General features: G+C 72.3%; 24 protein-coding genes. 15 read left to right on the top strand and 9 right to left on the bottom strand.

Annotation, left to right across the window (positions count from 1 at the left end):
- The first annotated feature begins 137 nt into the window (after positions 1-137).
- The 7 genes from AC3IPY_RS02845 (at position 138) to AC3IPY_RS02815 (ending at position 8194) form a co-directional block, all read left to right on the top strand.
- The gene (locus AC3IPY_RS02845; RefSeq protein WP_489186526.1) at positions 138-1034 is read left to right on the top strand and encodes an ABC transporter ATP-binding protein; all 897 of its coding nucleotides are present in this window, start codon (positions 138-140) and stop codon (positions 1032-1034) included.
- Positions 1031-1840: an ABC transporter permease gene (locus AC3IPY_RS02840; RefSeq protein WP_489186525.1), complete on the top strand. Its 810-nt coding sequence runs from the start codon at positions 1031-1033 to the stop codon at positions 1838-1840. The genes AC3IPY_RS02845 and AC3IPY_RS02840 overlap by 4 nt, the downstream gene beginning before the upstream one ends.
- A gap of 56 nt (positions 1841-1896) precedes the next feature.
- Positions 1897-3114 (top strand): sensor histidine kinase, encoded by a 1218-nt coding sequence (locus tag AC3IPY_RS02835; RefSeq protein ID WP_489186524.1) that lies wholly within the window; start codon positions 1897-1899, stop codon positions 3112-3114.
- Positions 3111-3755 carry a response regulator gene (locus AC3IPY_RS02830; protein ID WP_489186522.1) on the top strand — a complete coding sequence of 215 codons (645 nt, stop codon included), beginning with the start codon at positions 3111-3113 and terminating at the stop codon, positions 3753-3755. The genes AC3IPY_RS02835 and AC3IPY_RS02830 overlap by 4 nt, the downstream gene beginning before the upstream one ends.
- 73 nt (positions 3756-3828) lie before the next feature.
- Positions 3829-4497, top strand: coding sequence for a TetR/AcrR family transcriptional regulator (locus AC3IPY_RS02825; protein WP_489186520.1), 669 nt, complete (start codon positions 3829-3831; stop codon positions 4495-4497).
- A 140-nt stretch (positions 4498-4637) separates the two neighbouring features.
- A complete protein-coding gene (locus tag AC3IPY_RS02820; RefSeq protein ID WP_489188421.1) occupies positions 4638-6281 on the top strand; it encodes an MDR family MFS transporter in 1644 nt (547 codons plus the stop codon).
- Between the two features lie 209 nt (positions 6282-6490).
- Positions 6491-8194: a long-chain-fatty-acid--CoA ligase gene (locus tag AC3IPY_RS02815; RefSeq protein WP_489186519.1), complete on the top strand. Its 1704-nt coding sequence runs from the start codon at positions 6491-6493 to the stop codon at positions 8192-8194.
- Positions 8195-8298: 104 nt separating this feature from the next.
- On the opposite strand, the gene AC3IPY_RS02810 is transcribed toward AC3IPY_RS02815, so the two are convergent.
- Complete coding sequence (locus AC3IPY_RS02810; RefSeq protein ID WP_489188419.1) at positions 8299-8982, bottom strand: LuxR C-terminal-related transcriptional regulator; 684 nt, start codon at positions 8980-8982, stop codon at positions 8299-8301.
- 100 nt (positions 8983-9082) lie between these two features.
- Complete coding sequence (locus AC3IPY_RS02805) at positions 9083-10261, bottom strand: PspC domain-containing protein (protein WP_489186518.1); 1179 nt, start codon at positions 10259-10261, stop codon at positions 9083-9085.
- Positions 10262-10388: 127 nt separating this feature from the next.
- On the opposite strand from AC3IPY_RS02805, the gene AC3IPY_RS02800 reads away from it, so the two are divergent.
- Both AC3IPY_RS02800 and AC3IPY_RS02795 read left to right on the top strand, forming a co-directional pair.
- A complete protein-coding gene (locus AC3IPY_RS02800) occupies positions 10389-12104 on the top strand; it encodes a PspC domain-containing protein (protein WP_489186517.1) in 1716 nt (571 codons plus the stop codon).
- An 8-nt stretch (positions 12105-12112) separates the two neighbouring features.
- Entirely contained in the window at positions 12113-12613 is a 501-nt protein-coding gene (locus AC3IPY_RS02795) for a hypothetical protein (RefSeq protein WP_489186516.1), read from the top strand.
- Positions 12614-12777: 164 nt separating this feature from the next.
- Here AC3IPY_RS02795 and AC3IPY_RS02790 read toward each other — a convergent pair whose 3' ends face one another.
- From AC3IPY_RS02790 to AC3IPY_RS02770, 5 genes are all read right to left on the bottom strand, one after another.
- Positions 12778-14037 (bottom strand): UDP-N-acetylmuramate dehydrogenase, encoded by a 1260-nt coding sequence (locus AC3IPY_RS02790; protein WP_489186514.1) that lies wholly within the window; start codon positions 14035-14037, stop codon positions 12778-12780.
- A 16-nt stretch (positions 14038-14053) separates the two neighbouring features.
- On the bottom strand, positions 14054-14494 hold the full coding sequence (locus AC3IPY_RS02785; RefSeq protein WP_489186513.1) for a MaoC family dehydratase: 441 nt from the start codon (positions 14492-14494) through the stop codon (positions 14054-14056).
- Positions 14494-14940: an FAS1-like dehydratase domain-containing protein gene (locus AC3IPY_RS02780; protein ID WP_489186512.1), complete on the bottom strand. Its 447-nt coding sequence runs from the start codon at positions 14938-14940 to the stop codon at positions 14494-14496. The genes AC3IPY_RS02785 and AC3IPY_RS02780 overlap by 1 nt, the downstream gene beginning before the upstream one ends.
- Positions 14941-15204: 264 nt before the next feature.
- On the bottom strand, positions 15205-16647 hold the full coding sequence (locus AC3IPY_RS02775) for a basic amino acid/polyamine antiporter (RefSeq protein ID WP_489186511.1): 1443 nt from the start codon (positions 16645-16647) through the stop codon (positions 15205-15207).
- 187 nt (positions 16648-16834) lie between these two features.
- Positions 16835-17446, bottom strand: coding sequence for a TetR/AcrR family transcriptional regulator (locus tag AC3IPY_RS02770; RefSeq protein ID WP_489186510.1), 612 nt, complete (start codon positions 17444-17446; stop codon positions 16835-16837).
- A 181-nt stretch (positions 17447-17627) separates the two neighbouring features.
- Here AC3IPY_RS02770 and AC3IPY_RS02765 point away from each other — a divergent pair, with 181 nt between their 5' ends.
- Together AC3IPY_RS02765 and AC3IPY_RS02760 are read left to right on the top strand one after the other, a co-directional pair.
- Entirely contained in the window at positions 17628-18962 is a 1335-nt protein-coding gene (locus tag AC3IPY_RS02765) for an MFS transporter (RefSeq protein WP_489186509.1), read from the top strand.
- Positions 18959-20626 carry an amidohydrolase gene (locus tag AC3IPY_RS02760; protein ID WP_489186507.1) on the top strand — a complete coding sequence of 556 codons (1668 nt, stop codon included), beginning with the start codon at positions 18959-18961 and terminating at the stop codon, positions 20624-20626. Before AC3IPY_RS02765 ends, AC3IPY_RS02760 begins: the two co-directional genes overlap by 4 nt.
- A 122-nt stretch (positions 20627-20748) precedes the next feature.
- Here the strand turns inward: AC3IPY_RS02760 and AC3IPY_RS02755 are convergent, their stop codons facing one another.
- Complete coding sequence (locus tag AC3IPY_RS02755; protein ID WP_489186506.1) at positions 20749-23268, bottom strand: carboxypeptidase regulatory-like domain-containing protein; 2520 nt, start codon at positions 23266-23268, stop codon at positions 20749-20751.
- 53 nt (positions 23269-23321) lie between these two features.
- Between AC3IPY_RS02755 and AC3IPY_RS02750 the strand changes: the two genes are divergently transcribed.
- Positions 23322-23621: a hypothetical protein gene (locus AC3IPY_RS02750; RefSeq protein WP_489186505.1), complete on the top strand. Its 300-nt coding sequence runs from the start codon at positions 23322-23324 to the stop codon at positions 23619-23621.
- Positions 23622-23699: 78 nt separating this feature from the next.
- Here AC3IPY_RS02750 and AC3IPY_RS02745 read toward each other — a convergent pair whose 3' ends face one another.
- The gene (locus tag AC3IPY_RS02745) at positions 23700-24317 is read right to left on the bottom strand and encodes a DUF4328 domain-containing protein (RefSeq protein ID WP_489186503.1); all 618 of its coding nucleotides are present in this window, start codon (positions 24315-24317) and stop codon (positions 23700-23702) included.
- A 399-nt stretch (positions 24318-24716) separates the two neighbouring features.
- On the opposite strand from AC3IPY_RS02745, the gene AC3IPY_RS02740 reads away from it, so the two are divergent.
- The 3 genes from AC3IPY_RS02740 (at position 24717) to AC3IPY_RS02730 (ending at position 26594) form a co-directional block, all read left to right on the top strand.
- On the top strand, positions 24717-25088 hold the full coding sequence (locus AC3IPY_RS02740) for a DUF4190 domain-containing protein (protein ID WP_489186501.1): 372 nt from the start codon (positions 24717-24719) through the stop codon (positions 25086-25088).
- Positions 25089-25257: 169 nt separating this feature from the next.
- On the top strand, positions 25258-25941 hold the full coding sequence (locus AC3IPY_RS02735) for a thioredoxin-like domain-containing protein (RefSeq protein ID WP_489186499.1): 684 nt from the start codon (positions 25258-25260) through the stop codon (positions 25939-25941).
- Positions 25938-26594, top strand: coding sequence for a DUF305 domain-containing protein (locus tag AC3IPY_RS02730; protein WP_489186498.1), 657 nt, complete (start codon positions 25938-25940; stop codon positions 26592-26594). The genes AC3IPY_RS02735 and AC3IPY_RS02730 overlap by 4 nt, the downstream gene beginning before the upstream one ends.
- The last annotated feature ends 37 nt before the right edge of the window (positions 26595-26631 follow it).

Raw genomic sequence — 26631 nt, 5'->3', positions numbered from 1 at the left:
GAAATCCTGTAACACGCTGTTTCCGCGCCACACGTCGGCATCCCGACGGCATCCCGTCGGCATCCCCCGATCGGCGGATGCGCGAATCGACCGGTCGAGGGCTGTTGCGCGGCGGCCGGGCGCGGCAGGCTCGAAGCATGGAATCTCCACGCACCGACGTCGCGGTCCGCATCCGCGGCCTCCGAAAGGTCTACGGCGGGGTCGTCGCGGTCGACGGCATCGACCTCGACATCCGCCACGGCGAGACGTTCGCCCTGCTCGGCCCGAACGGCGCCGGCAAGTCCACGACCGTCGAGATCCTCGAGGGGTACCGCACCCGCACGGCCGGCGAGGTCGACGTGCTCGGCATCGACCCCGCCCGCGGCGGCCGGGACTGGAAGTCGCGCATCGGCATCGTGCTGCAGAGCGGCGGCGAGACGGGCCTGTTGACCGTGCGCGAGGTGCTGCGGCACTTCGCCGGGCTCTACCCGAACCCGCGCGAGGTCGACGAGGTGATCGCGGCCGTCGGCCTCGAGGCGAAGGCGAACGTGCGCGTCGCCAAGCTCTCTGGCGGTCAGCAGCGCCGCGTCGACGTCGCGCTCGGCATCGTCGGGCGGCCAGAGCTGCTCTTCCTCGACGAGCCGACCACGGGCTTCGACCCCGAGGCGCGCCGGCAGTTCTGGGGGCTCATCCGCTCGCTGAAGGCCGAGGGCACGACCATCCTGCTCACGACCCACTACCTCGACGAGGCCGCGCAACTCGCCGACCGCGCCGGCGTCATCGCGGGCGGGCGGCTGCTCGACGTCGGCGGCATCGACGAGATCGGCGGCGCGGAGGCCCGCGTTCCGGTCGTGCGATGGGCGGATGCCTCGGGCGCTGCCCACGAGGTTCGAACCGACGAACCCGGCCTGCTCGTGGCATCCGTCGTCGCGGAGCTCGGCCGCGAGCCGCTGGGGCTCGAGGTCATCAGGCCGACCCTCGAAGACGTGTACCTCGAGCTCGTGCGCGGCGCGGGCGCCGAGCCCGAAACCAGCTCGGAGGAGGCAGCAGCATGACCGCCAACGTGATGACCCAGCGCGCGGCGCGCATCGGCGTCGAGACGAAGATGTACTTCCGGGCGGCCGACACGCTGTTCTTCACCTTCCTCTTCCCGTTCGTGATGCTCGCGATCTTCTCGGCCGCGTTCAGCGCCTCGGGCGAGGTCGGCCCGCCCGGCGCCGAGATCTCGATCGCGGCGCTCTACCTGCCGGCCATGGTCTCCTCGGGCATCTTCCTCTCGGGCGTGCAGAACCTCGCGATCGACATCGCGCTCGAGAAGTCCAACGGCACCCTCAAGCGGCTGGGCGGCACGCCGCTCTCGCCCGTCGGGTACTTCGCCGGCAAGATCGGCCAGGTCTTCGTCACCGGCGCCCTGCAGGCGGCCCTGCTGATCCTCGCCGGACGGTTCGTGCTCGGCATCGACCTGCCCACGGAGCCCGAGAAATGGCTCACCTTCGCCTGGGTCTTCGTGCTGGGCCTCACGACCTGCGCCCTGCTCGGCATCGCCCTCTCGGCGCTGCCGCGCTCGGGCAAGAGCGCCGCCGCCGTCGTGATCCCGATCGGGCTGATCCTCCAGTTCATCTCGGGCGTCTACCTGCAGTGGAACATGCTGCCCGACTGGCTGCAGAACACCGCGAGCCTGTTCCCGCTCAAGTGGATCGCCCAGGGCATGCGCTCGGTGTTCCTGCCCGATGGGTGGGAGGCGCTCGAGCAGAACGAGTCGTGGAACCTGCCGGGCGTGGCCATCGCGCTGCTCGTCTGGCTCGTGGTCGGGCTCGTGCTCAGCCGGCTCACGTTCCGCTGGATCCGGCGCGATGCCTGAGTCCAGCGCGTGCTCACCGCTCGCCCGGCGCCGGTGCCGTGTGGGAACCTGACCGCATGCTGAACCGGCGATGGTGGGATGTCGCGGCGCTCGCGGTCGCACTCGTCACGGTGCTCGCGGGGCTCATCGATCCGCCCTACGGTGCGGACGACGTGGCGATGTGGGCGGTGACCGGGGCGTTCCTCGTCGCCTACGCGGGCTACCTGCGCTGGCGCATCGGCGCCGACGACAGCCCTCGGCACTACGTCGCGATCGTGCTCGTGCTCACGGTGCTCTCGATCGCGGGCACCACGGCAGAACCGTCGTTCGCGGTGCTGCAGGCGTTCGCGTACCCGTTCCTCTGGATCACGGCGCCGGGCACCCGCGCGGCCGTCATCGGCAACACCACGCTCGCCGTGGGCATCGTCGTCGGGTACGTGCTGCACTTCGGCGCCACCGGCCTCCTCGCCGGCCTCACGGTCGGCGCCCTCTCACTCGGCTTCAGCCTGGCGCTCGGCCTCTGGATCACGCGCATCGCGGAGTACGGCGACGAGCGCGCGCGGCTGCTCGCCGACCTGCAGTCCGTGCAGGGCGAGCTCGCGGCGTTGCACCGCGACGCCGGCGTCGCGGACGAGCGGGGCCGGCTCGCACGCGAGATCCACGACACGATCGCGCAGAGCCTCACGGGCCTCGTGATGGTCGCCCAACGCGCCGAGAATCGGCTCGCGTCGATCGAGGGCCCGGCCGCGGCATCCGCTCGAACGGATGTCTCGCTCATCGAGCAGATGGCCCGCGAGGCCCTCACCGAGGCGCGCGGGCTCGTCGCGACGCTCGCGCCCGTGGCCGCCGACGGCGGGCTGGCCGCCGCGCTCGACCGGCTCGCGGCCGCGTTCGAGCGCGAGACCGGAACCGCCGTGCACGTGCACGCCGAGGTCGCCGGACTCGACCGGGAGCTCGAGGTCGTCGTGCTGCGCTGCGCACAGGAGGGGCTCGCGAACGTGCGCAAGCACGCGCGGGCGGCGCAGGCGTGGATCGGCGTGACGGACTCGCCCGACAGAGTCGTGCTGACCGTGCGCGACGACGGCGTGGGGCCGATCGACGACGGTGACGGGCTGGACGCGGGTTCCGGCGCCGGCGGGTTCGGGCTCGCGGGCATGCGCGACCGGGCCGCGCTCGTGGGCGGCGACTTCGCGTTCGGCCCGACCGACGGCGGCGGCGCGCTGCTGCGCGTCACCGTGCCGAAACGAGCCGTCGCCGCAGATGACGCCCGAACCGAAGGCGGGGAGCCCGCATGACCGAGATCCGCATCGTCGTCGCCGACGACCATCCCATCGTGCGCGCGGGCATCGTCGGGCTGCTCGAGTCCGTGGCCGACCTCGCGGTGGTCGGCGAGGCATCCGACGGTCTCGCGGCCGTCGAGCTCGCGCTCGCGTTGCGCCCCGACCTCGTGCTCATGGACCTGCGGATGCCGCAGCTCGACGGCGCCGCCGCGACGGCGCGCATCGTGGCCGAGGCGCCCGACACGCGCGTGCTCGTGCTCACGACCTATGAGACCGACGAGCACATCCTCGGTGCGATCGAGGCCGGCGCGAGCGGCTACCTGCTGAAGGCCGCGCCGCAGGAGGAGATCCTCGCGGGCATCCGGGCGGTGGCCGCCGGTGAGACGGTGCTCGCGCCGTCGATCGCGGCCAAGCTCGTGTCGCGCGTGCGGAACGGGGCTTCCGAGGAGTCCGGGGCACCGCGCCCGGCGCTGTCGCCGCGCGAACTCGAGGTGCTGCGCCTCGTCGCCGCCGGGCGGTCCAACCCCGACATCGCCCGCGCGCTCCTCATCGGCGAGGCGACCGTCAAGACGCATCTCGCGCATGTCTTCGAGAAGCTCGAGGTGGGCGACCGCACGCGCGCCGTGACGAGGGCCATGGAGCTCGGGCTGCTCTGACGGCGGCGATCGAGCGAAACCCGACCCTCGGTCGATTTTGCACTCTGGCTCGAATAGTGCAGAATTGCACTTCGTGACCGAGAGTGCAAAGACTTCGCCCGGGCTGCGCGAGCAGCGCATGAGCCGCACCCGCCGCGACCTCTGCCACCGGGCACGCCAGCTCACGGTCGAGCGCGGCCTCTCGGGCTTCACGATCGAGGAGCTCTGCGCCGACGTGGGCGTCTCGCGCCGCACCTTCTTCAACTACTACGCCGGCAAGGAGGCCGCGGTCGTCGGCCACGACGCCGACAGCATCGACGAGGCGGCCCTCGCCGCCTTCACCCGCGGTGACGACGATGCCCCGACCCTGCTCGACGCGCTCGCCGAGCTCGCCATCACGACGTTCGCCGCGTGGGACGACGAGCACGACGCGATCGATCCGCACGCCCTCATCGAACGGGAACCGCACCTGCTCTCGCACATGATCGGCGCGGGCCAGAAGCTCGAGCAGCGCATCATCGCGGCGATCGACGAGCGCGAGCACCTCGCGGCGGGCGATCCGCTCGCGCGCACCGCCGCGGTCGTCATCGGCTCGCTCGTGAACGCCGCCGCCCATCGCGCCTTCGCCGAGGACGGCGGCGGCCGCGAGGACTTCGCCGCGCTCCTGCGCGCCTCCGTCGCCGCGACCCGCGCGGCCTGCACCCCGGGCCCCACCACGACCCCCCTCACCACCGGAACCACGGAAAGCACCACGAACCCATGACCTCTGCACGACCTGCACGACCTGCACGACCTGCACGACCTGCACGACCTGCACGACCTCCACGGCCCAAGGCGACGAGCGGCCCGCTCGTGCTCACCCAGCGACGCATCTGGATCATCTTCTCGGCGCTCATCGCCGGCATGCTGCTCTCGAGCCTCGACCAGACCATCGTCTCGACCGCGATGCCGACCATCGTCGGCGAGCTCGGCGGCGTGCAGTACCAGGCGTGGATCACCACCGCCTACCTGCTCGCGACGACCATCGTGATGCCCATCTACGGCAAGTTCGGCGACGTGCTCGGTCGACGCAACCTCTTCCTCATCGCGATCGCACTCTTCACCGTGGCATCCGTCGGCGCAGCCTTCGCACCCACCTTCTGGGCCTTCGTCGCGTTCCGCGCCATGCAGGGGCTCGGCGGCGGCGGACTCATGATCCTCTCGCAGGCGATCATCGCCGACATCGTGCCGGCCTCCGAGCGCGGCAAGTACATGGGCCCGCTCGGCGCCATCTTCGGCCTCTCGGCCGTGGCCGGTCCGCTGCTCGGCGGCTACTTCGTCGACCACCTCACGTGGCAGTGGGCGTTCTACATCAACATCCCGATCGGCATCGCGGCGTTCGCGATCGCCTGGTTCACGCTCACCCTGCCGAGCAAGAAGGCCGAGAAGAAGATCGACGTGCTGGGCGTCATGCTGCTCTCGGTCGCGACCGTCTGCCTCATCTTCTTCACCGACTTCGGCGGTGCGGCCGACCACGGCTGGGACGCGATCGAGACCTGGGCCTGGGGCCTCGGCCTTCTCGCCGCCGCGACCGCGTTCGTCGTCGTCGAGGCGCGCGCGGATGACCCGATCATTCCGCTCTCGCTGTTCAAGAACCCGGTCTTCATCAACGCGACCGCCATCGGATTCACGCTCGGCATCGGCATGTTCTCGGCCATCGCGTTCGTGCCGACGTTCCTGCAGATGTCCTCCGGCGCCTCGGCGACCGCCTCTGGCCTGCTGATGCTGCCGATGATGGCCGGCATGATGGGCACCTCCATCTGGTCGGGCATCGCGATCTCGAAGTCGGGCAAGTACCGCGCGTTCCCGATCGCCGGAACCCTCGTGACCGCCGCGGCGATGCTCGCCATGACGACGCTCTCGGCGGCCACGCCGATCTGGCTGATCTGCGTGTACCTGTTCGTCTTCGGCGCCGGGCTCGGCCTCATCATGCAGGTCGTCGTGCTCGTGGTGCAGAACGCCGTGCCCGCCACCCAGGTCGGCACCGCGACGAGCACGAACAACTACTTCCGCGAGGTCGGCGCCTCCCTCGGCGTCGCGATCTTCGGCGCGCTGTTCACGACCCGCCTGGCCGAGAACCTCACGAAGATCTTCACGGACGCCGGCGCGAACGCGGCCCAGGCCGGCGACGCGATGTCGACCCTCGACCCGCAGCGCCTCTCAGAGCTGCCGGGGCCCGTGCGCGACTCGATCGTGACGGCCTACGCCGACTCGCTCGCACCCGTGTTCTGGTACCTGATCCCGTTCATCCTCGCGGCCTTCGTGCTCGCGCTCTTCCTCAAGCAGATCCCGCTCTCCGACGAGGCCGGCATGGTCGCGCGCGGCGAGGCCATCACGGGCGAGCAGGCGGATGCCGCGGAGCAGGCACTGCTCGAAGGCGCAACCGTCGTGACGGGCCCGGCCGACGACGGCGAACCGGTGGATGCCGCGACGGGCAGCACGCCCGCACAGGGCTCCTCGCCCGCGCAGGGCTCGTCCGGCACCGGCACCGCACCCCGCGAGGGCTGACGACTCCGGGCGCTCCCGCGACGGTTTCCGCGGTGGAGGCAGGTCGACACGCGTCCTCCAGGCCGCAAAGCGTCGCAGGAGCCGGGTCGGCGACGGATTCGGTTCGGCGCATGCGATCGCGCATACGCTGGACGTGGCATCCGCATGCGCCGCGGCAACGACGGGTCGCACCCGTGGTCGACGCATGCAGGTGGCCGCGAGAGGCGAGCATGACCACCCCGTACGAAGACCGCCCCTGGCTCGCGCACTACGCCGAGGGGGTGCCGCCCGAGATCGACGAACCGGTCGAGACCCTCGTCGACATGATCGCTGCCTCGGTGAAGACGTACCGGCGGCAGACCGCCCTCGAGTTCTTCGGCGCCGAGACCGACTACCGCGAGCTCGGCCGCCAGATCGCCGCCGCGGCCGAGGGCCTGCGCCGGCTCGGGGTGCGCGCGGGCGACCGCGTCGCGCTGATCCTGCCGAACTGCCCGCAGCACGTCGTCGCGTTCTACGCGGCGCTGCGGCTCGGCGCGATCGTCGTCGAGCACAATCCGCTCTACACGCCACCCGAGCTGCGGCACCAGTTCGAGGACCACGGCGCCCGCGTCGCGATCGTCTGGAGCAACGTCGCCGACACCGTGGCGGAGTTCCCGAGCGACATCCGGCCCGAGCACATCGTCGAGGTCGACGTCGCGCGAGCGCTGCCGTTCGGCAAGCGGATGGCGCTGCGCCTGCCGATCCCGAAGGCGAGACGCTCGCGCGCCGCCCTCTCCACGAGGCCGCGCGCGAAGGGCCTCGTGCCGTGGCAACGCCTGACCTCGCGTCGGGCGATCAGCTCGCGGCATCCGCGGCCCTCCCTCGACGACACCGCCGTGCTGCAGTACACCAGCGGCACCACCGGCTCGCCCAAGGGCGCCGTGCTCAGCCACCGCAACCTGCGCGCGAACGCGATGCAGAGCCGCGCCTGGGTGCCGGGCCTCGAGCTCGGCGGCGAGACCTTCTACGGCGTGCTGCCGCTCTTCCACGCGTACGGCCTGACGCTCTGCCTCACGACCGCGATGAGCATCGGCGCCAAGCTCGTGCTGTTCCCGACGTTCGACCCGAAGCTCGTGCTCGACGCGGCGCGCCACTCGCCGCCGACGTTCCTGCCCGCGGTGCCGCCGATCTACGACCGGCTCGTGCACGCGACCGCCCGCCGGCCCCGCGTGCTGGGCAGCATCCGCTACGCGATCTCGGGCGCGATGAGCCTGCCGGTCGCGACCGTCGACCGCTGGGAGAGCGCCACGGGCGGGCTGCTCGTCGAGGGGTACGGCATGACCGAGTCCTCGCCGATCGCGCTCGGCAACCCGATGGGGCCGACCCGACGGCCGGGCACGGTCGGGGTTCCGTTCCCGAGCACCGAGATCCGCGTCGTCGACCCCTCGAACCCGGCCGACGACCGCGCGGCCGGCGAGGAGGGCGAGCTGCTCGTGCGCGGGCCGCAGGTGTTCCAGGGCTACTGGAGGCGCCCGGCCGAGACGGCCGACACGCTGCTGTCCGGCGGCTGGCTGCGCACCGGCGACATCGTGCACGTGTCAGACGAGGGCTTCGTCACGATCGTCGACCGCGTCAAGGAGCTCATCATCACGGGCGGCTTCAACGTCTCGCCGTCGGAGGTCGAGGCGGCGCTGCTCGCGCACCCCGACGTGCGCGGTGCCGCGGCCGTGGGCCTGCCCCGCGCCGACGGGGGCGAGGTCGTCGCCGCCGGCGTCGAGCTGCGCGACGGGGCCGTGTTCGAGGAGGCCGCGCTGCGCGACTTCCTGCGCACGACCCTCACCGCGTACAAGGTGCCGCGGCGCATCGAACCGTTCGACGAGCTGCCCCGCTCGCTCATCGGCAAGGTGCTGCGCCGGCAGGTGCGCGACGAGCTGCTCGCGCGCTCGGCGCGCTGACCCGCGCTCGTGTGCTCCTGCGACGGTTTGCGGGTTCACGGGAGGTTGCGGGGCGTCCTCCAGGCCGCAAACCGTCGCGGGAACGGGCGCGCAGGGGCGCGCGGTCAGAGCAGGCGCCGCGCGTTCGCCCAGGCGGTGAGCTCATGCCGGCTCGAGAGCTGCAGCTTGCGCAGCACGGCCGACACATGCGTCTCGACGGTCTTCGTCGAGATGAAGAGCTCGGCGGCGACCTCCTTGTACGAGTAGCCGCGGGCGATGAGGCGCATGACCTCCTGCTCGCGCGCCGAGAGCCGGTCGAGCTCGTCGCTGGCCGCGGCCGTCTCGCCGACGGCGGCGCCGAACGCGTCGAGCACGAATCCGGCGAGCTTGGGCGAGAACACCGCGTCGCCGCCCGCGACCGCGTGCACGGCCCGGCTCACGTCGGCGCCCGACGACCCCTTCGTGATGTACCCGCGGGCGCCCGCGCGGATCACGCCGACGACGTCCTCGGCCTTGTCCGAGACGCTGAGCGCCAGGAACCTGGTGCCCGGCACGGATGCCGCAGCACGGCGGATCACCTCGGCCCCGCCGCTCGTGCCCGCCGGCACCCCCACCCCGGGCAGGTGCACGTCGAGGAGCACGACGTCGGGCGCGGCATCCGTCACCGCCGCCACCGCGGACTCGACGTCGTGCGCTTCACCGACCACGTCGATCGAGGCGTCGAGGTCGGCCTTCAGCCCCGAGCGGAAGATCGAGTGGTCGTCGACGATCACGACGCGAACGGATGCCACGGGGCCGGCAGATGCCACAGGGCCGGCAGATACCGCAGCGCCGGCGGATGCCACGGGGACGGCGGATGCCTCTGGGCCGGCGGATGCCTCGGGGCCGGTCGCCCCCGTGCCCGATGCCTCAGCCACGGCCGGCCTCAGCCCCGACGCGCTCGGCGGGGTAGCGCAGGCGCACCTCGGTGCCCACGCCCCCGGCGCCGCGGCGCACCTCGCCAGAGCCACCCGCACGGCGCATGCGTCCGATGATCGACTGGCGCACGCCGAGGCGGTCGCCTGGAACGTCCTGCAGCTCGAACCCGTCGCCGCGATCGCGCACGAACACCTCCACCGTCTCGGGCGAGGACTCGACGTACACCGACACCTCGCCTCCGGCGTGGCGCGCGGCGTTCAGCATGGCCTCGCGTGCGGCCGCCGCGACCTCGCCGCTCGCCCGCTCCCTCGACTCTCCCACGACGACGACGTCGATGGTCACCGGGTAGTCGATCTCGAGCGCGGCCGCGAAGTCGCGGAGGTCGGTGCCGAGGTCGCTGTCGGCGGGGGTGTCGCCGTCGAAGAGCCAGTCGCGCAGCTCCCGCTCCTGCGCCCGGGCGATGCGGGCGACCTCGCTCGAGGCGCCCGCCCGGTTCTGGATCAGCGCGAGCGTCTGCAGCACCGAGTCGTGCAGGTGGGCGGCGATCTCGCTGCGCTGCTCCTCGCGGATGCGCTTCGTGCGCTCGTCGGTGAGGTCTCGCCAGGCGGTCACGAGCGTCGGCGCGTAGACGAGGCCGATGCCGAGCACGGCGGCGAGCGCGACGGCGAAGGTCGGTGCCGGATGCCACCGGGCGTTCGTGCCGAACACGAGCGCGAGGGCGGTGACGGCCAGCAGCACCGTCGCGATGAGGCGGATCGTGAGCTCGTGGCGTGGCCCGCGTTCGGGCTCGGTTCGGTCGATGAAGCTGGCCCAGGCTCCGGATGCCACGGCGAGGCCGATGCCCGCGAGCACGGCGCCGAACCACTGGCCGAGCACGGCTCCCCCGGCCGACCCGGCATCGGCCAGGCTCCCGTCGATCGCCCACGCGGCGAGCAGCACGACAGCCGACGCGACGATGAGGATCCACGCGACGGGCGCGCGCCGGGTCGGGCGCTCCTCGCCCGGCGCCCACGGCGTCAGCGCCCACAGCCACAGGTAGAGGAGCAGTCCGGCGCCGGCGGCGAGACTCGTCACGGCGAACCCGGCACGCACGACGAACACGGGCCAGCCGAGGTGCTCGGCGAGCCCCGCGGAGACGCCCGTGGCGACGCAGGCGCGCGGTCGCGACATCCGTGGCTCCATGCCTGCCATCCAAGCAGACGACCTGACCGGCCCCGCAGCCCCGACGGCAGGATCAGGGTCGAATCAGGGACTCACCCCATGGCGGGGCATCCGCCGCCGATGCCAGCATCGAAGCATGGAGACGAACCAGACCGACCCGACGACCGACCCAGCGCCGGAAGACGTGCAGGGGGACTCCGCGCCCGCCGGCCCGCCGGCCGACGGTGCGGTCGGTTCGGCTCCATCCTCCGGTGCCCCCGGCGCGTCGACACACGCGCCGGGCACCGGCACCGGCACCGGCTTCTACGACTGGCTGCGGCGTCTCGGCCTGCCGCGTCGCGCCGGCTGGCTCGGCGGCGTCTGCGCGGGCATCGGCGCGCGCCTCGGCATCGACCCGATCATCGTGCGCGGCATCGTCGTGGTCATCGCGGTGCTCGGCGCCCCGCTCGTGCTGGCCTACGCGATCGCGTGGCTGCTGCTGCCCGACACCGACGGCGAGATCCACCTCGAGCGCCTCACCCGCGGCATCGTCGACCCCGCCGTCGTGGGCATCGCCGTGATGGGCGTGATCGGATTCATCCCGCTCGTGCAGGGCGGATGGCTCGGCTGGCAGTGGTGGAGCGGCGACTGGCCGTACATCGCCGACCCGATCTTCGGGTTCAACCTCACGGTGCCGCTGCGCATCCTGTGGACGCTCATCCTCGTCGGCGGCATCGTCGCCCTCGTCATCTGGCTCGCGCGCCGAGCCTCCCAGAACCCCCCGGCCGGCGGCGGCGGCGCGCGAACGGCTTCCGTGGCCGACGCCGCCCGGCCGGGGTCCGGGCCCGCCGCTGAGGGCGCTCCTGCCGCTGCTGCCGCCGCCGCCGCCGCGAGCACAGCCCCCAGCACCGTTCCCGAAGCGGATGCCGCGAGCGACGCTCCCGACGCTCCTGAATCGGATGCCACGAGCCGGCCGCTCGCCGACGGCGAGACGCCGACCACCGAGCCTCCCGTGCCCGCAATGGGTGCCGACGCGGCGGCCATCGCGGAGTGGCGGGAACAGCACGAGGCGTGGCGCGTCGCGCACGCCGAGTGGAAGTCCGGGCAGGATCAGGCCGCACGCGCCGCCCGCGCCCAGGCCGCCGCGGAGAACCGCGAGAAGGCCCTGGCGCTCGCCGCCCAGGCCGACGCCGCCCGGGCCGCCCGTCGGGCCGCCCGCCCCCGTGCGAGCGCCGCGTTCGTGTTCACCGCGCTCGGCCTCGGCCTCGTCGGCGGTGCGATCGCCGCCCTCTGGGCGCTCGGCGACGCAGACGTCGCAGCCTTCGCCGTGCCCGTGGCCCTGGCCGTCGCGACGCTCGTGCTCGCGCTCGGCATGGTCGTCGCGGCGCTGCGCCGGCGCCGCAGCGGTGCGCTCGCGTTCTTCACGCTGCTCGCGTCGCTGTCGATGATCGTGGGGGTCGGCGGTGCGTCGTTCGCGCAGGATGGGCAGCTCATCGCACCGTACGCGGGCATCGATCTCACGCAGTCGCAGCGACTCGTCCAGCCGCTCGGTGATGCGCAGCTGACCGCGTTCCCGACGGTCGGCCGAACGCCGACGACCGAGCTGACACAGGGCGACGGCGACGCGTGGATCTCGCTCCAATTAGGCGCCGTACTGCTGCTCGACGCCTCCGAGGCAGGCCCGATCGAGATCCTCGTCATCAGCGATGACGGCGTTGTGAGCACACCGCAGATCGGAGAACTCGGCCAACAGCACGAACTGCTCATCGGCGGTGAGAACGCGGTCGGCCTCGAGACGGGCGGTGGGCGCGCCGATGCCCGTCTCGAACTCACCCAGCGCACGGGCACTGTCCGAATCGAGATCCAGAAGTGAGCGAACACATGTCAGACGCACGCGACACGACCGGCCCGACCGAACGCCTCACTCCCCTCGCGCCGGCAGCGGCGGCCACGACCCCGCTGGTCCCGCCGCCTGCACCGGCCGCGGATGCCGCGACCGAGGTGTTCCCGCCGGCCGGCCCCGTGGCATCCGCCGGGCTCGCCCAGAGCGCGCCCGCAACGCCGCCTGCTGCACCGCGACCGACGATTCGCTGGGGCGCCCTCGTCTGGGCGCTGATCTTCGCGACGATCGCCGCGGTGACCCTCTGGATCATCGTCGACCCCGAGCGCCGCGACGCCGCCGACACGTGGCTCATGAACCTGAACCCGTTCGCGGCCGGGCTCTACGCGCTCATCGTCGTGGGCGTCGTCGTCGCACTCTTCGGCATCGTGGGACTCATCCGCCGCGGCGAACGCACCCGCTCCCGCGGCGCTGAACTCGCAACTCCGGAGCGCCCGTCGCGGCATCACGGCGACTCGCGCAGCACGCGCGGCGAGATCTAGCGACGCCCATCCCCGGTCAAGGGTCGGGTCGAGGCTCGGGTCGAGTAGCGAAGCGGATCGAGACCAAGAAGCGTATCGAGGCCCGATCGCGATGGGTCTCGATACGGCCCTGGCGCGCCTACTCGACCGGCCTGCTCGACCGGCCCACTCGACCGGCCGCGGTGCTAGAGCTCGAGGCCGACGACGACCGGCTCGGGATGCAACAGGATGCCGAACTCGGCCTGCACGCGCGACTGCACGAAGCGGGCGAGCTGGGCGACCTCCTCTGCCGAGGCTCCCCCGCGGTTGGTGAGCGCGAGCGTGTGCTTCGACGAGACGGCGGCGCGGGATCCGGGCAGGCGGAATCCGCGGGAGACGCCGGCGCGCTCGATGAGCCACGCCGCCGACAGCTTCACGAGCGTGCGCGGAGGCGCGGCATCCGTCACCGTGTCGGATGCCTCGAGCGAGGCCTGGTGCGCGAGGAACTGGTCGAGCGGCGACTCCTCGAGGCCGCTGTCGAGCGGCACGACCTCGTCGACCGGGTCGGACTCGACGTACCAGCGCGGCGCATCCCCCGGCAACGAGCGGGCCAGGTGCTCGCTCACGATCGGATTCGTGAAGAAGGATCCGGCGCTGAACGTGTCGGGGTCGGCGGGGTCGAGCACCATGCCCTTCGAGGCGCGCAGCGCGAGCACGCTCTCGCGCACACGGGCGAGCGGCACGCGGTCGCCCACGTCGACCTGAAGTGCGCCCGCGAGCTGCGGGTACGCGACCGGGCGGCTGAGCGTCTCGCCGAGCACGGCGCGCTCGGCCGCGGTGTCGTGCAGCTCGAGCTCGATCGACACCACGATGCCCGCGAGCCCCTGCTTCAGCACCGAGGTGCGGTAGCCGAGCTCGAGCTCGGCCGCCGTCATGCGGCGGGGGGTATCGGCTCCCTCGTCGAGGAACTCGATCGCGACGAGCGTGGTCTCGAGCTCCTGCCCGTAGGCGCCGATGTTCTGCACGGGCGCCGCGCCGACGCATCCGGGAATGCCCGACAGTGCCTCGATGCCCGCGTAGCCGCGTTCGACGGTCCAGGCGACGAGGTCGTCCCAGACCTCGCCGGCCTGCACGCGGATGCGCACGGCCTGGCGTCCGGCGCCGGCATCTTCGGCAGTATCGTCGTCGACGCCCGGCAGCACCTCGATGCCGCGCGTGCGGATGCGGATGACCGTGCCGTCGAACCCCTCGTCGCCGACGAGCAGGTTCGAGCCGCCGCCGAGTGCCATCCAGGGTTCGCCGTCGCTCCACGCCTCGAGGGCGAGGTCGACGAGATCGCGCTGGGTCGTCGCGGCCACGAGTCGCCGCATGGGCCCGCCGACCCGGAGCGTGGTGAGGTCGGCGAACGTCGGCTCGGGCGCTCGCGGCGGGGCCGGGTCGGTCGTGCCGGAGTCGATCGCGCTCATGTCGGTCGCGCCCACGTCAGCCGAGTGCGACGCGGACCTGCGCCTTGCCGAGCACCGTGTCGTCGCCGAGCTTCACGGTGAGGTCGATGCGGGCGACACGGGCCTCGGCGTCGAGCTGGCCGACCTTCGCGCTGACCGTGACGGTGGCGCCGTCGGCCGGGTCGACCACGACGGGGCGCGTGAAGCGCACCTGGTAGTCGGCGATGCGGCCGGGGTCGCCCGCCCAGTCGACGACCGGCTGCACGGCGAAGCCCATGGTGAGCATGCCGTGCGCGAGTACGCCGGGCAGGCCCACGGACGCCGCGACGTCGTCACGGTAGTGGATCGGGTTGAAGTCGCCGGATGCCCCGGCGTAGCGCACGAGCGAGTCGCGCGTGAGCTCGAACGAACGCTCGGCCACGACGTCGCCGACGGCGAGCTCATCGAACACGGGCGCGGACGCGGACACGGCGGCCATCACTCATCACCTCGCACCACGAGCGTCGAGATCGCCGTCACGACGTGCTCGCCCGCCGCATCGGTCACCGAGGTCTCGGCCGTCACCATCGAGTGGGGGCCGAGCGTCTTCACGCTCGCGACCGTGAGGGTCGCCGTGAGCAGGTCGCCCGCGACGATCGGCCGGGTCGACGTGAAGCGCTGGTCGCCGTGCACGACGCGCGAGAAGTCGATGCCCGCGTCGGGTTCGGCGAGCAGCTGCGCGAGCGTGTGCTCCTGCACGACGACCGCGAACGTCGGCGGCGCGACGACGTCGGCGTAGCCCGCAGCCCGCGCGGCCTCGACATCGAGGTTGATCGGATTCGTCGCGAAGACGGCGCGCGCGAACTCGCGCACCTTCTCGCGACCGACGAGGTAGGGCTCGGCCGGCGGGAAGACCCGCCCCTGCAGCTCGGGATTCACTGGCACCCGGCCAGTCTATTCGGCGAGTGGATGGGCCATCGGAACCGCCAGAGGCCGACCGGAAATCCACCGATGCCCCGACGAAGAGGACGAGATGCAGGAAGAATTCGGGCGACGCGCGGACGGGCCCACCCGGATGGTCGGCGTGTCGGTCATTCTTCCTGCAACTCGTGGCGGTGACGGTCTCGATACGCCCCGAGCCACGACCAACCGAACGGCGAACGGCGGACGGCGAGCGGATGCCGCGACCGGTCGTCTGCCGGTCGGAGCTCAGATGCCGACCCAGCCGGTGGCGAGCGCGACCACGGCAGCGATCGCCCCGCCGAAGGCGACGACCAGCACGACGACGTCCCAGCCCGAGGCGATGAGGGGGCGATGGTTCTCGCGGCGGGCGACGAAGTAGAGCAGCGTCGCCGGCGCCTGCACGATGAGCGAGATGAAGAGCAGCTCGAGGCCGGCACCGAGCAGCAGGAAGACGACGTACGCGGTCGCCACCGCCCCGATCACGAGTTCGAGCACGCGCGAGCGGCGGGCCGCGGCATCCGGACCGTAGCCGTCGGAGCGAATGGCGATCTTCAGCAGGTACCCGGCCGCGAACAGCAGCGGCAGCAGGGCGAGCGCGCTCGTGAGGTCGAGCGCGAAGCCGAACGCGTCGGCCGAGAAGTAGGCGACCGCGAGCACGACCTGGGCGAAGATCGTCGACCAGAGCAGCGCGGTCGTGGGCACGTCGCGCGTGCTCTTGCGGGCGAAGACGCGCGGGAAGTCGCCGTCGCGCGCGGCGGTGAACACGACCTCGGCGGCCATGAGGGTCCAGGCGAGGTAGGCGCCGAGCACGGCGACGATGAGCCCGATGCTCACGAAGACCGTTCCCCACGGGCCGACGGCCGCCTCGAGCACGCCCGCCATCGACGGCTGGCGCAGGGCGGCGATCTCGGCCGCGGGCAGCACGCCGTACGAGACGATCGTGACCGAGGCGAACACGGCGAGCACCGACAGGAACCCGAGCACGGTCGCCCGACCGACATCCGCTCGCCTTCGTGCATGCCGCGAGTAGACGCTCGCGCCCTCGACGCCGAGGAATGCGAAGACCGTCACGAGCATCGTGCCGCGCACCTGGTCGAGCAGCGGCCCCGCATCGGGCGCGCCGAGCAGGTTCGCGGCGAACACGTCGGGCTTCAGCACGGTGAGCGCGATGACGATGAACACGACGATCGGCACGAGCTTGGCGATCGTCACGATGCGGTTGACGGCGGCGGCCTCGCGCACGCCCCTGCGCACGAGCAGGAAGGTGACCCATAGGCCGGCGGATGCCGCGAGCATGGCCGGGATCGTGTCGCCGGCGCCGAGCGCGGGAATCCACGCGCCGAGCGTCGACATGATGAGCACCCAATAGGTGACGTTGCCGACGCAGGCGCTCGCCCAGTACCCGAACGCGGAGAAGAAGCCGAGCAGGTCGCCGAACCCGGTCTTCGCGTAGGAGTACACGCCCGCGTCGAGGTGCGGCTTGCGGTTCGCGAGCGCCTGGAACGCGAACGCGAGCATGAGCATGCCCGTGCCGGCGATGAGCCAGGCGATGAGGGCGCCGAACACGCCCGTGTTCTCGGCGAACTGGCCCGGCAGCGAGAACACGCCCGCGCCGACCATCGAGCCGACGACGACCGCCGCGAGGCTGCCCGTGCCGAGGTGCACCGTGGGCGGGCGCGTGCTCGTCATGGCCCGTCCCCCTTCACCCTGCACCTTCATCCGCACCGCGGAGATCCCCTGCGCCGACGCTACACGTCGCCCGGATTCGCGTGACGACGTTCTGGCGGCGAGCGACGGTCCGCGCCTCCCGCGCAAAGGTCGTCTGCCCGCGAAAGGTCGTCACGCGCGCCGGGCGAGGCCGCGGCCGGCGGCGAGGTCAGCCGAGGTGCCGCGCGAGCCGCAGGCGCAGCGAGTCGAGCAGCAACTCGAGGCCGAGCTCGAAGGCGCGGTCGGAGCGCTCGTCGCCCTGCGGCGCCTCGGCGATGAGGCGCCCGAGCGTCGCGGTCTCGCCCTGCGGGCTCCAGATCTGCTCGGGCGAGGCGAGGTCGAGGCCCATGCCGATCGCGAAGGCGTCGAGGATCGCGATGACGCGCAGCACCTCGTCGTCGGGGAATCCGGCCTCGAGCAGCACCGAGGCGAGGCGGTCGTAGCTCTCGATGACGAACGGGTCGGTGATCGTCTTGCCGACCATGAGGGGCACGAGGTTCGGATGCCGCGCGTACATGCGTCGCTGCGACCGGAGCGTCTCGGCGACGACCTCGTCCCAAGCCCCGTCGTGCGACTGCGCGCCTGCCTCGGCGCCGAAGCGCCCGCGCATGAGCTCGATGATGCCGTCGCGTCCGTCGACGTGGTTGTACAGCGACGACGGGGTCACGCCGAGCTTTCGCGCGAGCGCGTTGACGCCGAACGGCTCCCCCGAGTCGACGAGGTCGAGCGCGGCATCCGCGATGCGCTCGACCGAGAGCAGCGGCACCTTGGGTCTGGCCATGGTCTCGTCCTCCGTCGGATGTCGCGTGCCGGATGTCCCGGATCAGGCTAGACCCCTTCCCAGAGGCAGCCCTCGTATGCATAATAAACGAACACCATTCGCTAAACGCCCGGCGACACCCACCACCGGCGCGATCCTCCACCCGCACGACGACGTGCCCTCCCCCATTCGGAGAACGACCATGACCGATCTCGACCTCGCCGCCCGCGTGCCCCTGCGCGTGCCCACGGCGACCGCCACCTTCACCATCGGCATCGCCGGCTACCTCGGCGTCAACCTCTCGCCGTACATGATCACCGCGCTGCAGGAGGCGCTCGGCAGCGACGTGCTCACTGCGAGCTGGATCGTGACGGCGACCCTGCTCGCCACCGCGATCACCGGCCTCGCGATCGCCCCGCTCTGCGCCGGCCCTCGCCGCCTCGCGGTGGCCCGCATCGGCCTCGCCGCGGCCGTGCTCGGCTTCGGCACCGCCGCACTCGTCTCAGTGCCCGGCCTCGTCGTCGCCGGCCTCATCCTCGGCGGCATCGGCGCGGGCGGTGCGGTCGCCTCGGCCGGCGCCGCGATCGCCGCGTTCACGAATCCCGACCGCGTCGCCGGCTTCAACGGCCTCGCGAACCGGGCGATCGTCACCGTGATCCTCGCCGTCATCCCGCTCATCGGCCTCGCCCCGATCGAGGTGTTCGGCTCGCTCGCGCTGTTCGCGGTGATCGCCCTCGCGGTGAGCGGTTGGCTGCCCGCAGCGCCGGTGCTCGCCCCGCAGGCCGGCGCGGGCATCGCCGAGGCCGTGCCGGTCGAGGTGCCCGAGACCTCGGCCATCCCGGCGATGAGGGCCCGCGCCGCGGCATCCGCTCGCCCTGCCCGCATCACGACGATCGCCGGGTTCGTGCTGCTCGTGACCTTCGCCCTCTGGGCCGTCAGCGAGGACTCGCTCTGGGCCATGGCGGGCGTCATGGGCGCCGAGCAGGCCGCACTCACGCCGGAGGGCCTCGGCCTCGCGCTCAGCGGCGCCACGGCCGGCGGGCTCGTCGGGTCGATCCTGCTCATGATCGTCGGCAACCGCCTCGGCCGCACCGTGCCGCTCGTCGTGCTGCTCGTGCTCGGCGGCGCCCTGAAGATCGTCGAGGGATTCACGACCGACCAGACCTCGTTCATCGTCGTGTTCATCGCGTGGAACACCGTCTACGCGATCGCGTTCATGTACTTCGTCTCGACCTCGGCCGCGCTCGACGTCGACGGGCGCTGGTCGGGCCCGCTGCTCGCCGTCTATCTCGTGGGCTCCGCGCTCACGCCCGTCATCGGCGCCGCGATCGCGCAGGCGTTCGGCTACCAGGGCTTCACCGTCGTGCTCGGCATCGCGAGCTTCGTGCTCGCCGTGCCGGCCGCCTTCGCGGCGCATGTCTCGACGCGGCACGAGCGCGGGGTCGCCGCCGAGGCGCTCGCGTCGCAGGGCGCGTCGCAGGCAGCAGCCGACACGGCGACCGACGCCGCATCCGACACCGAGGAGGTCTCCGCATGACCCGCACCCTCTACCGCAACGCCCGCATCTTCACGGCGGAGCCCGCCGCACCCTGGGCCGAGGCCCTCGTCGTCGACGGTGACGCGCTCGCCCACGTCGGCGACGAGGCGGGGGCGGTCGAGGCGGCCGGGGCGGATGCCGCGAGCATCGACCTCGGCGGCCGGCTCGTGCTGCCCGGCTTCACCGATGCGCACACCCACCTCGTGATGATGGGCGACGCCCTCGGACGCGTCGGGCTCACGGACGCCCGCACGCTCGAGGAGATCCAGTCGCGCCTGCGCGCCGCAAGGGCCGCCGACCCAGGCGCACCGCGCGTGCTCGGCCGCGGCTGGCTCTTCGACTCGGTGCCCGGCGCCCCGACCGCGGCCATGCTCGACGCGGCGGTCGCCGACGTGCCCGTCTACCTCGACGCGAACGACTACCACTCCTGCTGGGTGAACTCCGCGGCGCTGGCCGAGCTCGGCATCACGCGCGACACCCCCGACCCGATCGGCGGACGCATCAGCCGCGGCGCCGACGGCGAGGCCGACGGCATGCTCTACGAGACCGCCGCCCAGCAGTTCGTCTGGGACCACCTCGCGAACGCCACGACCGACGCCGACCGCGATGCCGCCGTCGAGCGCACGATCGACGCGTACGTCGCCACGGGGGTCACGGGCGTCGTCGACATGGCGTTCGACGAGCTCGGCCTCGCCGCATTCCGGCGCGCGGCCGATCGTCGCGGCGGCACCCTGCCGATCCGCGTCGCCGCGCACTGGTTCGTCGCGAACACCGGCGACGAGGCCGCGAACCTCGCACAGGTCGAGCACGCGGCGCAGGTCGCCGCCGACCTCGCCGCCGAGACGGCCGACGCCCCCGCGGCGCCGTGGCTGCGCATCGTCGGCATCAAGCTCGTGCTCGACGGCGTGATCGACGCGTGCACGGCCGCGATGCGGCATCCGTACGCCGACGGGTCGAACGCCGAGCCGATCTGGCCGCTCGACGCGCTGAAGCCCGTGGTCGCGGCCGCCGACGCCGCGGGCCTGCAGGTCGCCCAGCACGCCATCGGCGACTACGCCAGCGAGATCGCGCTCGACGCGATCGAACACGCGATCGCGGTGAACGGGGAACGGCCCCGCCTGCACCGCATCGAGCACCTCGAGTACGCCGCGCCGGGAACGGCCGAGCGGATGTCGCGCCTCGGCGTGACCGCGTCGATGCAGCCCGTGCACGCCGATCCGGCGATCTCCGACAACTGGATCGCGATGCTCGGCGACGATCGTGCCGACCGTGGCTTCGCCTGGCCCGAGTACGTCGACGCGGGCGCCCTGCTGGCCTTCTCGACGGATGCCCCGACCGCGCCGCACGAGGCCCTGCACAACATGTACGTGGCGGCCACGCGCAAGTCGGCGCTCGACCCGTCGTTCCCGCCGGCCGATCCCGGGTTCGCGCTGCCCCTCGCCGAGGCCATCGGGCACGCGACCCGCGACGCCGCCGCGTCCTGCGGCGACGGCGACGCGCGCGGACGCCTCGTGGCCGGACTCGCCGCGGACTTCGCCGTGCTCGACGTCGATCCGTTCGAGTCGGGCGACGAGGCCCTGCTCACGGCGCGGGTCATCCGCACGGTCGTCGCGGGCGACGTCGTGTTCGAGGCCGACGCCGCCGAGGGGGATGCCGCGGCGTAGCACGTCGCGTCGGCGACGCCGAGAAGGCGACGAGCCGAGCGGATGCCCCGTGGCGAGGCATCCGCTCGGCTCGATTCGTTCGTTCGACCCGGCCGGTCAGCGCGTTCGGCGACCGGAACGCGTCACAGCGCCTGCCAGCGGTTGAGGAAGGTCGCGAGCTCGGCGCGCGACGTGGTCGCGGCCGGACGGAACGTGCCGCTCACCGAGGTGAGGCCCTCGGAGGCGACCCACTCGATCGCCGTGAAGTACGCCGAGGTCTTCGGCACGTCGCTGAAGGTCGGGCTCGTCGGCGGCGTGAACGACGGCGCCGACGACCGGTGCAGGAACGTGGCGAGGTGCTGGCGCTGCAGCGCGTCGCCGGGACCGAACGTCGCCTTCTTCGCCACGACGCCGATGCTCGCGAGGTATTCGACCGCCCGGTACGCCTCGTGGTCCGCCGGGACGTCGGTGAACGTCGGCGTGGCGGGCAGTTCGAACTCGGGCGAGCCCGCGAGGCGGTAGAGCGCGATCGCCGCCACGCCGCGCGTCGCACGGGCGGTTCCGTCGTAGCGCACGATGCCGTCGTCGCCGCGGATGCCGTCGATGACGCCGTTGGCGCCCGCCCACCGCACGTTCGCCGCGTGCGCGCCGCTCGTGTTCGGGTCCGCGAAGCGGGGCAGCACGGCCGCGGTCGGCACGGACGTCGCCGAGAGGGGCTCCGCTCCCGGACGGGTGCCGGTGACCGCCACCGCGAGCGTCGCACCGACGAGGTCGTCGGCCGGGGTGAACTCCGCGTCGGTCGCGCCGTCGACGGGCTCGCCGCCGGCGAGCCACTGGTAGGCGAGCTCGGCGTCGGCGCCCCAGTCGCCGGAGTCCGCGACGAGCGCCTGGCCGACCTGCGCGACGCCGTCGATGGTCGGCGTCACGGCGGGCTCGGGCTCCGGCTCCACGGCGGTGCGCGTCATGACGGCGTTGACGTCGGTGAAGCTGCCGCCGTTCGGCGCCTCGAGCACGGTCGCCTCGGCCTGGGTGGGGGCGTTCTCCCAGTACTGGGTGACGTAGGGATCTTCGGCACCGCTGCGGTCGGCGAACTCGACGACGTAGTCGCCCGGCGGCAGGCCGCCGACGCGGAACGAGATGTCGTCTCCGGCGCCGCCGTACTGCTCGGGCTGGGCCCAGACCCCTGGCGCCCGCTCGTAGAGGAACCGCGTCGAGACTCCGGCGGCCGGGCCGCCGTGCTCGTCGATCACCGAACCGGCGATGCGCACGCCGGGAGCCGTCTCGACATCGACGCCGGCCGTGACGGCCGATGCGGCGACCTCGACCGCCGCAGCCTCGTCCGTGAAGTAGACGCCGCCGAGGTAGGTCCAGGCCCAGTCCGCGCTCGAGGAGCCGTACGAGAGCACGGTGTACTCGCCGGGAGCCAGGCCCGAGACCTCGTATGCACCGGTCTCATCTGCGCTCTCGGAGGCGACCTTCTCCCAGGCGCCCTCGGCGTTCTTGCGCAGCACGTCGAAGTACGCGCGCGACGCCGGCGCGGAATCGCCGTCGGCGTTCTCGGTGAGCACGCCGGAGATGCCGCCGCCGGCGGTCAGGTCGGCGTCGACGCCGTCGGCGAGGTCACCCGGCGTGAGGGCGAGCGTCGTCGCGGCCGAGCGGTCGGCCGTGCCCTGCCAGTACTGGTGCGCCCACTCGCCGTCGAAGTCCGAGAAGTCGACGACGTAGTCGCCCTGCTGGAGGCCGGAGATGCGGTACGTGCCGTCGGCACCGGTCACCGCCGTCGCCGTCTCGACCCATTGGTCGGACGGACCGGCATAGGTCGCGGCGACCTCGACGCCCTCGACCGGAGCGCCCTCGGCGGAGACGGTGCCTTCGACGACGGCACCGTCGTTCAGCTCGAAGTCGGCCGTGACCGACTGACCCAGGGTGAGCTCGAGGCGCGTCGCGCTGTCGAGGTCGGGTGCGTCCTGCCAGTACTCGTCGACGAGGTCGGACTCGTCGCCCCAGCCCGGACCGGCCTTGAGCACGTACTCGCCAGCGGGCAGCCCGGGGATCGTGTACGTGCCGTCGGCGGCGATCGACGCGCCACCACGGGTGCTGTTCAGGTCGCCCGTGAGATAGGCGTAGACGAACCCGCCCGAGACCGGCTCGCCGGCTTCGTCGACGACGACTCCGGACACGGTCGCGCCCACCTCGAGCGTGGGCTCGATGACGGTCGCCGCTCCGGCGACGACCGCGAGGTCGATCGCCTCCTCGAAGACGTCGGTGGCATCCCAGTACTCGCGGACGTACTGCGCGGTGCCCTGCTGCGGGTTGATCGCCGCACGATAGGTGCCCGGCTCGAGCCCGTCGATCGAGAACGAGCCGTCGGCCGCGGTGTGCGCATCCTTGCCCTCGCCCCAGAGCAGCGTCCAGCAGTCGCGCTGCTGGAGCGGGTCGAACTCGGGCTCGCAGAAGAACACCTGCACGCCCACGCCCTCGAGCGGAGTGCCGGCCTCGCCGGTCACGACACCCGCGATGGAACCGGTCGGCTCGGGCTCGGGCTCGGCCGCGTACGCGGGCGAGCCGAGGCCGGCGAGGCCGAACGCCATCGCGACGACGCCGACGGCGGCGAGCAGCCGTCTTGGCGTGCTCGGTGGTGATTCGTGGTTGCGGGTCTGCATGGGTCGTCCTTCCGTAGGGGTCGAGTCGGCGCAGCACCCTGAACCTATTGGCGATGCCGGGCGCGGGCCATGGGCAGGACTCCCCGGCCGCGCGGCGCCGGCGCTGCGGCATCCGCTCGAACGTCAGTCTTGACCTGCTCGGCCTCGCGCTGCACCTCACGACCGGCGAGGTGAAGCCCGAGAACGCCGCCGAGTGGCTCTCGGGCGACGAGGGCCTCGCCTTCATGCGCGGCAGCGCAGACAGCTGGGGCGACGCGCGGGCCGCGGGCGGCGCCGACCCGGCACAGGCCAAGGTCGCGGCGGATGCCACCTACGCGATGTGCACCGGGGCGGCGCCGACGCCCTGGGAGTGAGCCCTGCGACCGGTGTTTCCGTTCGCGCCGAGTGTCCCTGCTCGAGCGGGCACGTTCGGCACGAACGGAAACGTCAGCTCAGAGAACCGCTCGCTCGACGGGCATCGCCGGCTCCGAGGCGTCCGGGGCCGTGGAGCGCTGCAGGACGCCCTGCGTGATCCCGCGGACGATCAGCCATGCCAGCGGCGCGGCCGCCAGGAGGAGGGTCGCGCCCACGAGGCTCATCCACATGGCGACCCGGAACTGCTCGAGGTCCTCGGCGGCCAGGTAGGCGCGGGTCGACTGCCCGGTGACGAAGTTGCTGGCGATGAAGAGCAACCACCACACGATCTGCCACGAGGGCCGCGTGCGCCCGACCGCTCGCCACAGGTCCGAGATGTTCTGGTAGGGGAACCAGAGGCTGACGATGGGAATCAACCAGGATCCGACATGCCTGCCGGCAGTGCGCCGCGTACGGCCGGTGACCTGCTTGGCGACTCGGTATTGCCAGACCATCCAGAGCACGCCGGCGGCGATGACGGCGAGAGACGACAGGATGGAGACCGCGGAGGTGCTCCGGTCGTACACGTCGAGCATGTCGATGGCCGCGTCATTCCCGTTGAGGAAGCTGGCGATCGCACCGATCCCGAAGGTCTCGATGGCGACGATGGCGACGGCCAGGACGCCGCAGACCATCAGGAGCACTTGCGTCGCCATCGCGAGCTTGGCGATCGCGTTGAGCGGCGCCGGCTCCTGCGCCGTGCCATACGGCGGATGCTCCGCAGAGCTGAGCGGGGCCTGGCCGGCCGGGTGCCCGGCGAGCGGAGCGGGGGATGCATCGGACATGTTTCACGGGCCTTCTCGATCGAACCAACACCGGCCCCACCCGCCGACTACCGTCACGTAACCGTAAGGGGCTTCCCACGCCGATCTCGCACCCCCGAACGGGGGTCATGCATCGCGCACCCGTCGGTGCCCGCCGGGCTCTCACCGCGAGGTCATCTGGAGGGGCCTCCTGTTCTCCGCGGCGCGCCTCGAGATCCGGGTATCGGCACGAGTGGGCAGCCCAGTAGCATTCGATCCGACCCGCATCTCCACCGCCACGAACGGACCCGAATGGACGCCCCCACGCCCACGCCCACGCCCACCGCGCCCTACGCCGTCGCGCCAGTCGGCGCTCTTCCCGCATGGACGCCGCCCGTCTCGGCGCCGCAGAACGTGCTGGCCTGGGTGACGCTCGGCCTGGGGCTCGGCGGACTGATGTTCGGCCTGCTCGCGGCGATCCCCGCGATCGTCTGCGGGCACATCGCTCGCCGGCAGATCAGAGAACGAGGCGAGCAGGGCGCCCAGGCCGCCCTGATCGGCATCATCTTCGGGTACGTCCTGAGCGGGCTCTACCTCGTCGGCTTCGCGCTGTACATCCTCTTCATCGTGCTGATGCTGGGGATCGCCGCTTCCTCCGAACCGGGCGTGACGTCGAGCCTCTGAGGTCGTTCGATGCCGGCGAGCGGCATCGAACCCGTCGAGCCGACGCCCGGTCGAGGCATCCGCTCGCCCGTGCCGACACTCGGTCACCCGGATGCCTCCGCCATGGGCATTCTCCCAGCGTTCTACGGTCGGATGGAAAGCCCCCACCCAGCTCGAGAGAGGCCACCGCGTGAGCGCGACCCCGCCCGTTCCCCCGAAGATCAAGCAGGCCACGCGCCTCAAGCAGGAACGGGCGGAGGAACGCGCCAGGAAGCTGGAGGAGCACCGTCGTCGCGAAGCCCGGGCGAAGCGCAACCGTCGGATCGGCATCTGGTCCGCTGCCGTCGGCGGCGCCGTCGTCGTCGGCCTGGTCGTCACGGCCGTGGTGCTGACCCCGCAGGCGCCGAGCTACTCGGCCGGCGGGGACGGCGCGAAGATCGAGGGCGTCGCGACGTTCGACAACGAGGCAGCGCACGTCGAGGGCCCCGTGGACTACGAGCAGACGCCTCCCGTCGGCGGACCCCACAACCCCGCCTGGCTGAACTGCGGCGTCTACACCCAGCAGGTTCCGAACGAGAACGCCGTGCACTCGCTCGAGCACGGGGCGCTCTGGATCACCTACGACCCGTCGCTGCCCGATTCGACGGTCGACGAGCTCCGGGCGAAGCTCCCCTCGACCTACGTGATCCTCTCGCCGTTCGAGGGGCTGCCCTCGCCGATCGTGCTCAGCGGATGGAACACGCAGCTCTCCGTCGACGAGGTCGGCGACCCGCGCATCGAGGCGTTCATCGAGGAGTACTGGCAGAGCGGTGACGTGCCGGAGCCCGGCGCGCCGTGCACCGGCGCCGTGGACGGGGCCGGCAAGGTCTCGTGACCGCTCGGAACGGCTCCGTCGCGCGGGTGGCGGTGCTCATCGCGGCATCCGTCGCGCTCGTGGTCGTCGCGCTCGTCGCCTTCTCGATCGGACGGCTCAGCACGCTCGCCGAACCCACGCCGACCGATACCAGCGCCGAGGCGGGGTTCTCGCGCGACATGCAGGTGCACCATCTCCAGGGCGCCGAGCTCGCGATGATCGTCCGCGACGAGACCGACGATCCCGACATCCGCCTGCTCGCGTACGACATCGCCCAGACGCAATCGCAGCAGGCGGGACAGCTGTACGGATGGCTGCGATCGTGGGGGCTGCCCCAGGCGGCCGCCGAGCCGTCGATGACCTGGATGACCCGGGCGCCGGCCGGCTCTGCGACGCACGAAGGGCACGACGACGGAGGCCACGAGCCAGGTCGGCCCATGCCGGGCCTCGCGACCCCGGAGCAGGTCGCCGAACTGCGAGCCGCCACGGGAGTAGATGCCGAGCGGATCTTCCTCGAGCTGATGATCGCGCACCACCGAGGTGCGATCGAGATGGCCGACGCCGTCCTGGAGCGATCGACGGACGCGCTCGTCGTGCCCTTCGCGACGTCCGTGGTGAAGAGCCAGACCTCGGAGATCGACCTCATGGAGGGGCTGCTCGCCGAGCGCGGCTGACGCGGTCGACGCCGCGGTTCGACGACGTCGGCCCCGA

Source organism: Agromyces sp. GL_144, from assembly GCF_057834305.1.
This window is presented reverse-complemented; position numbering and strand designations above follow the sequence as displayed.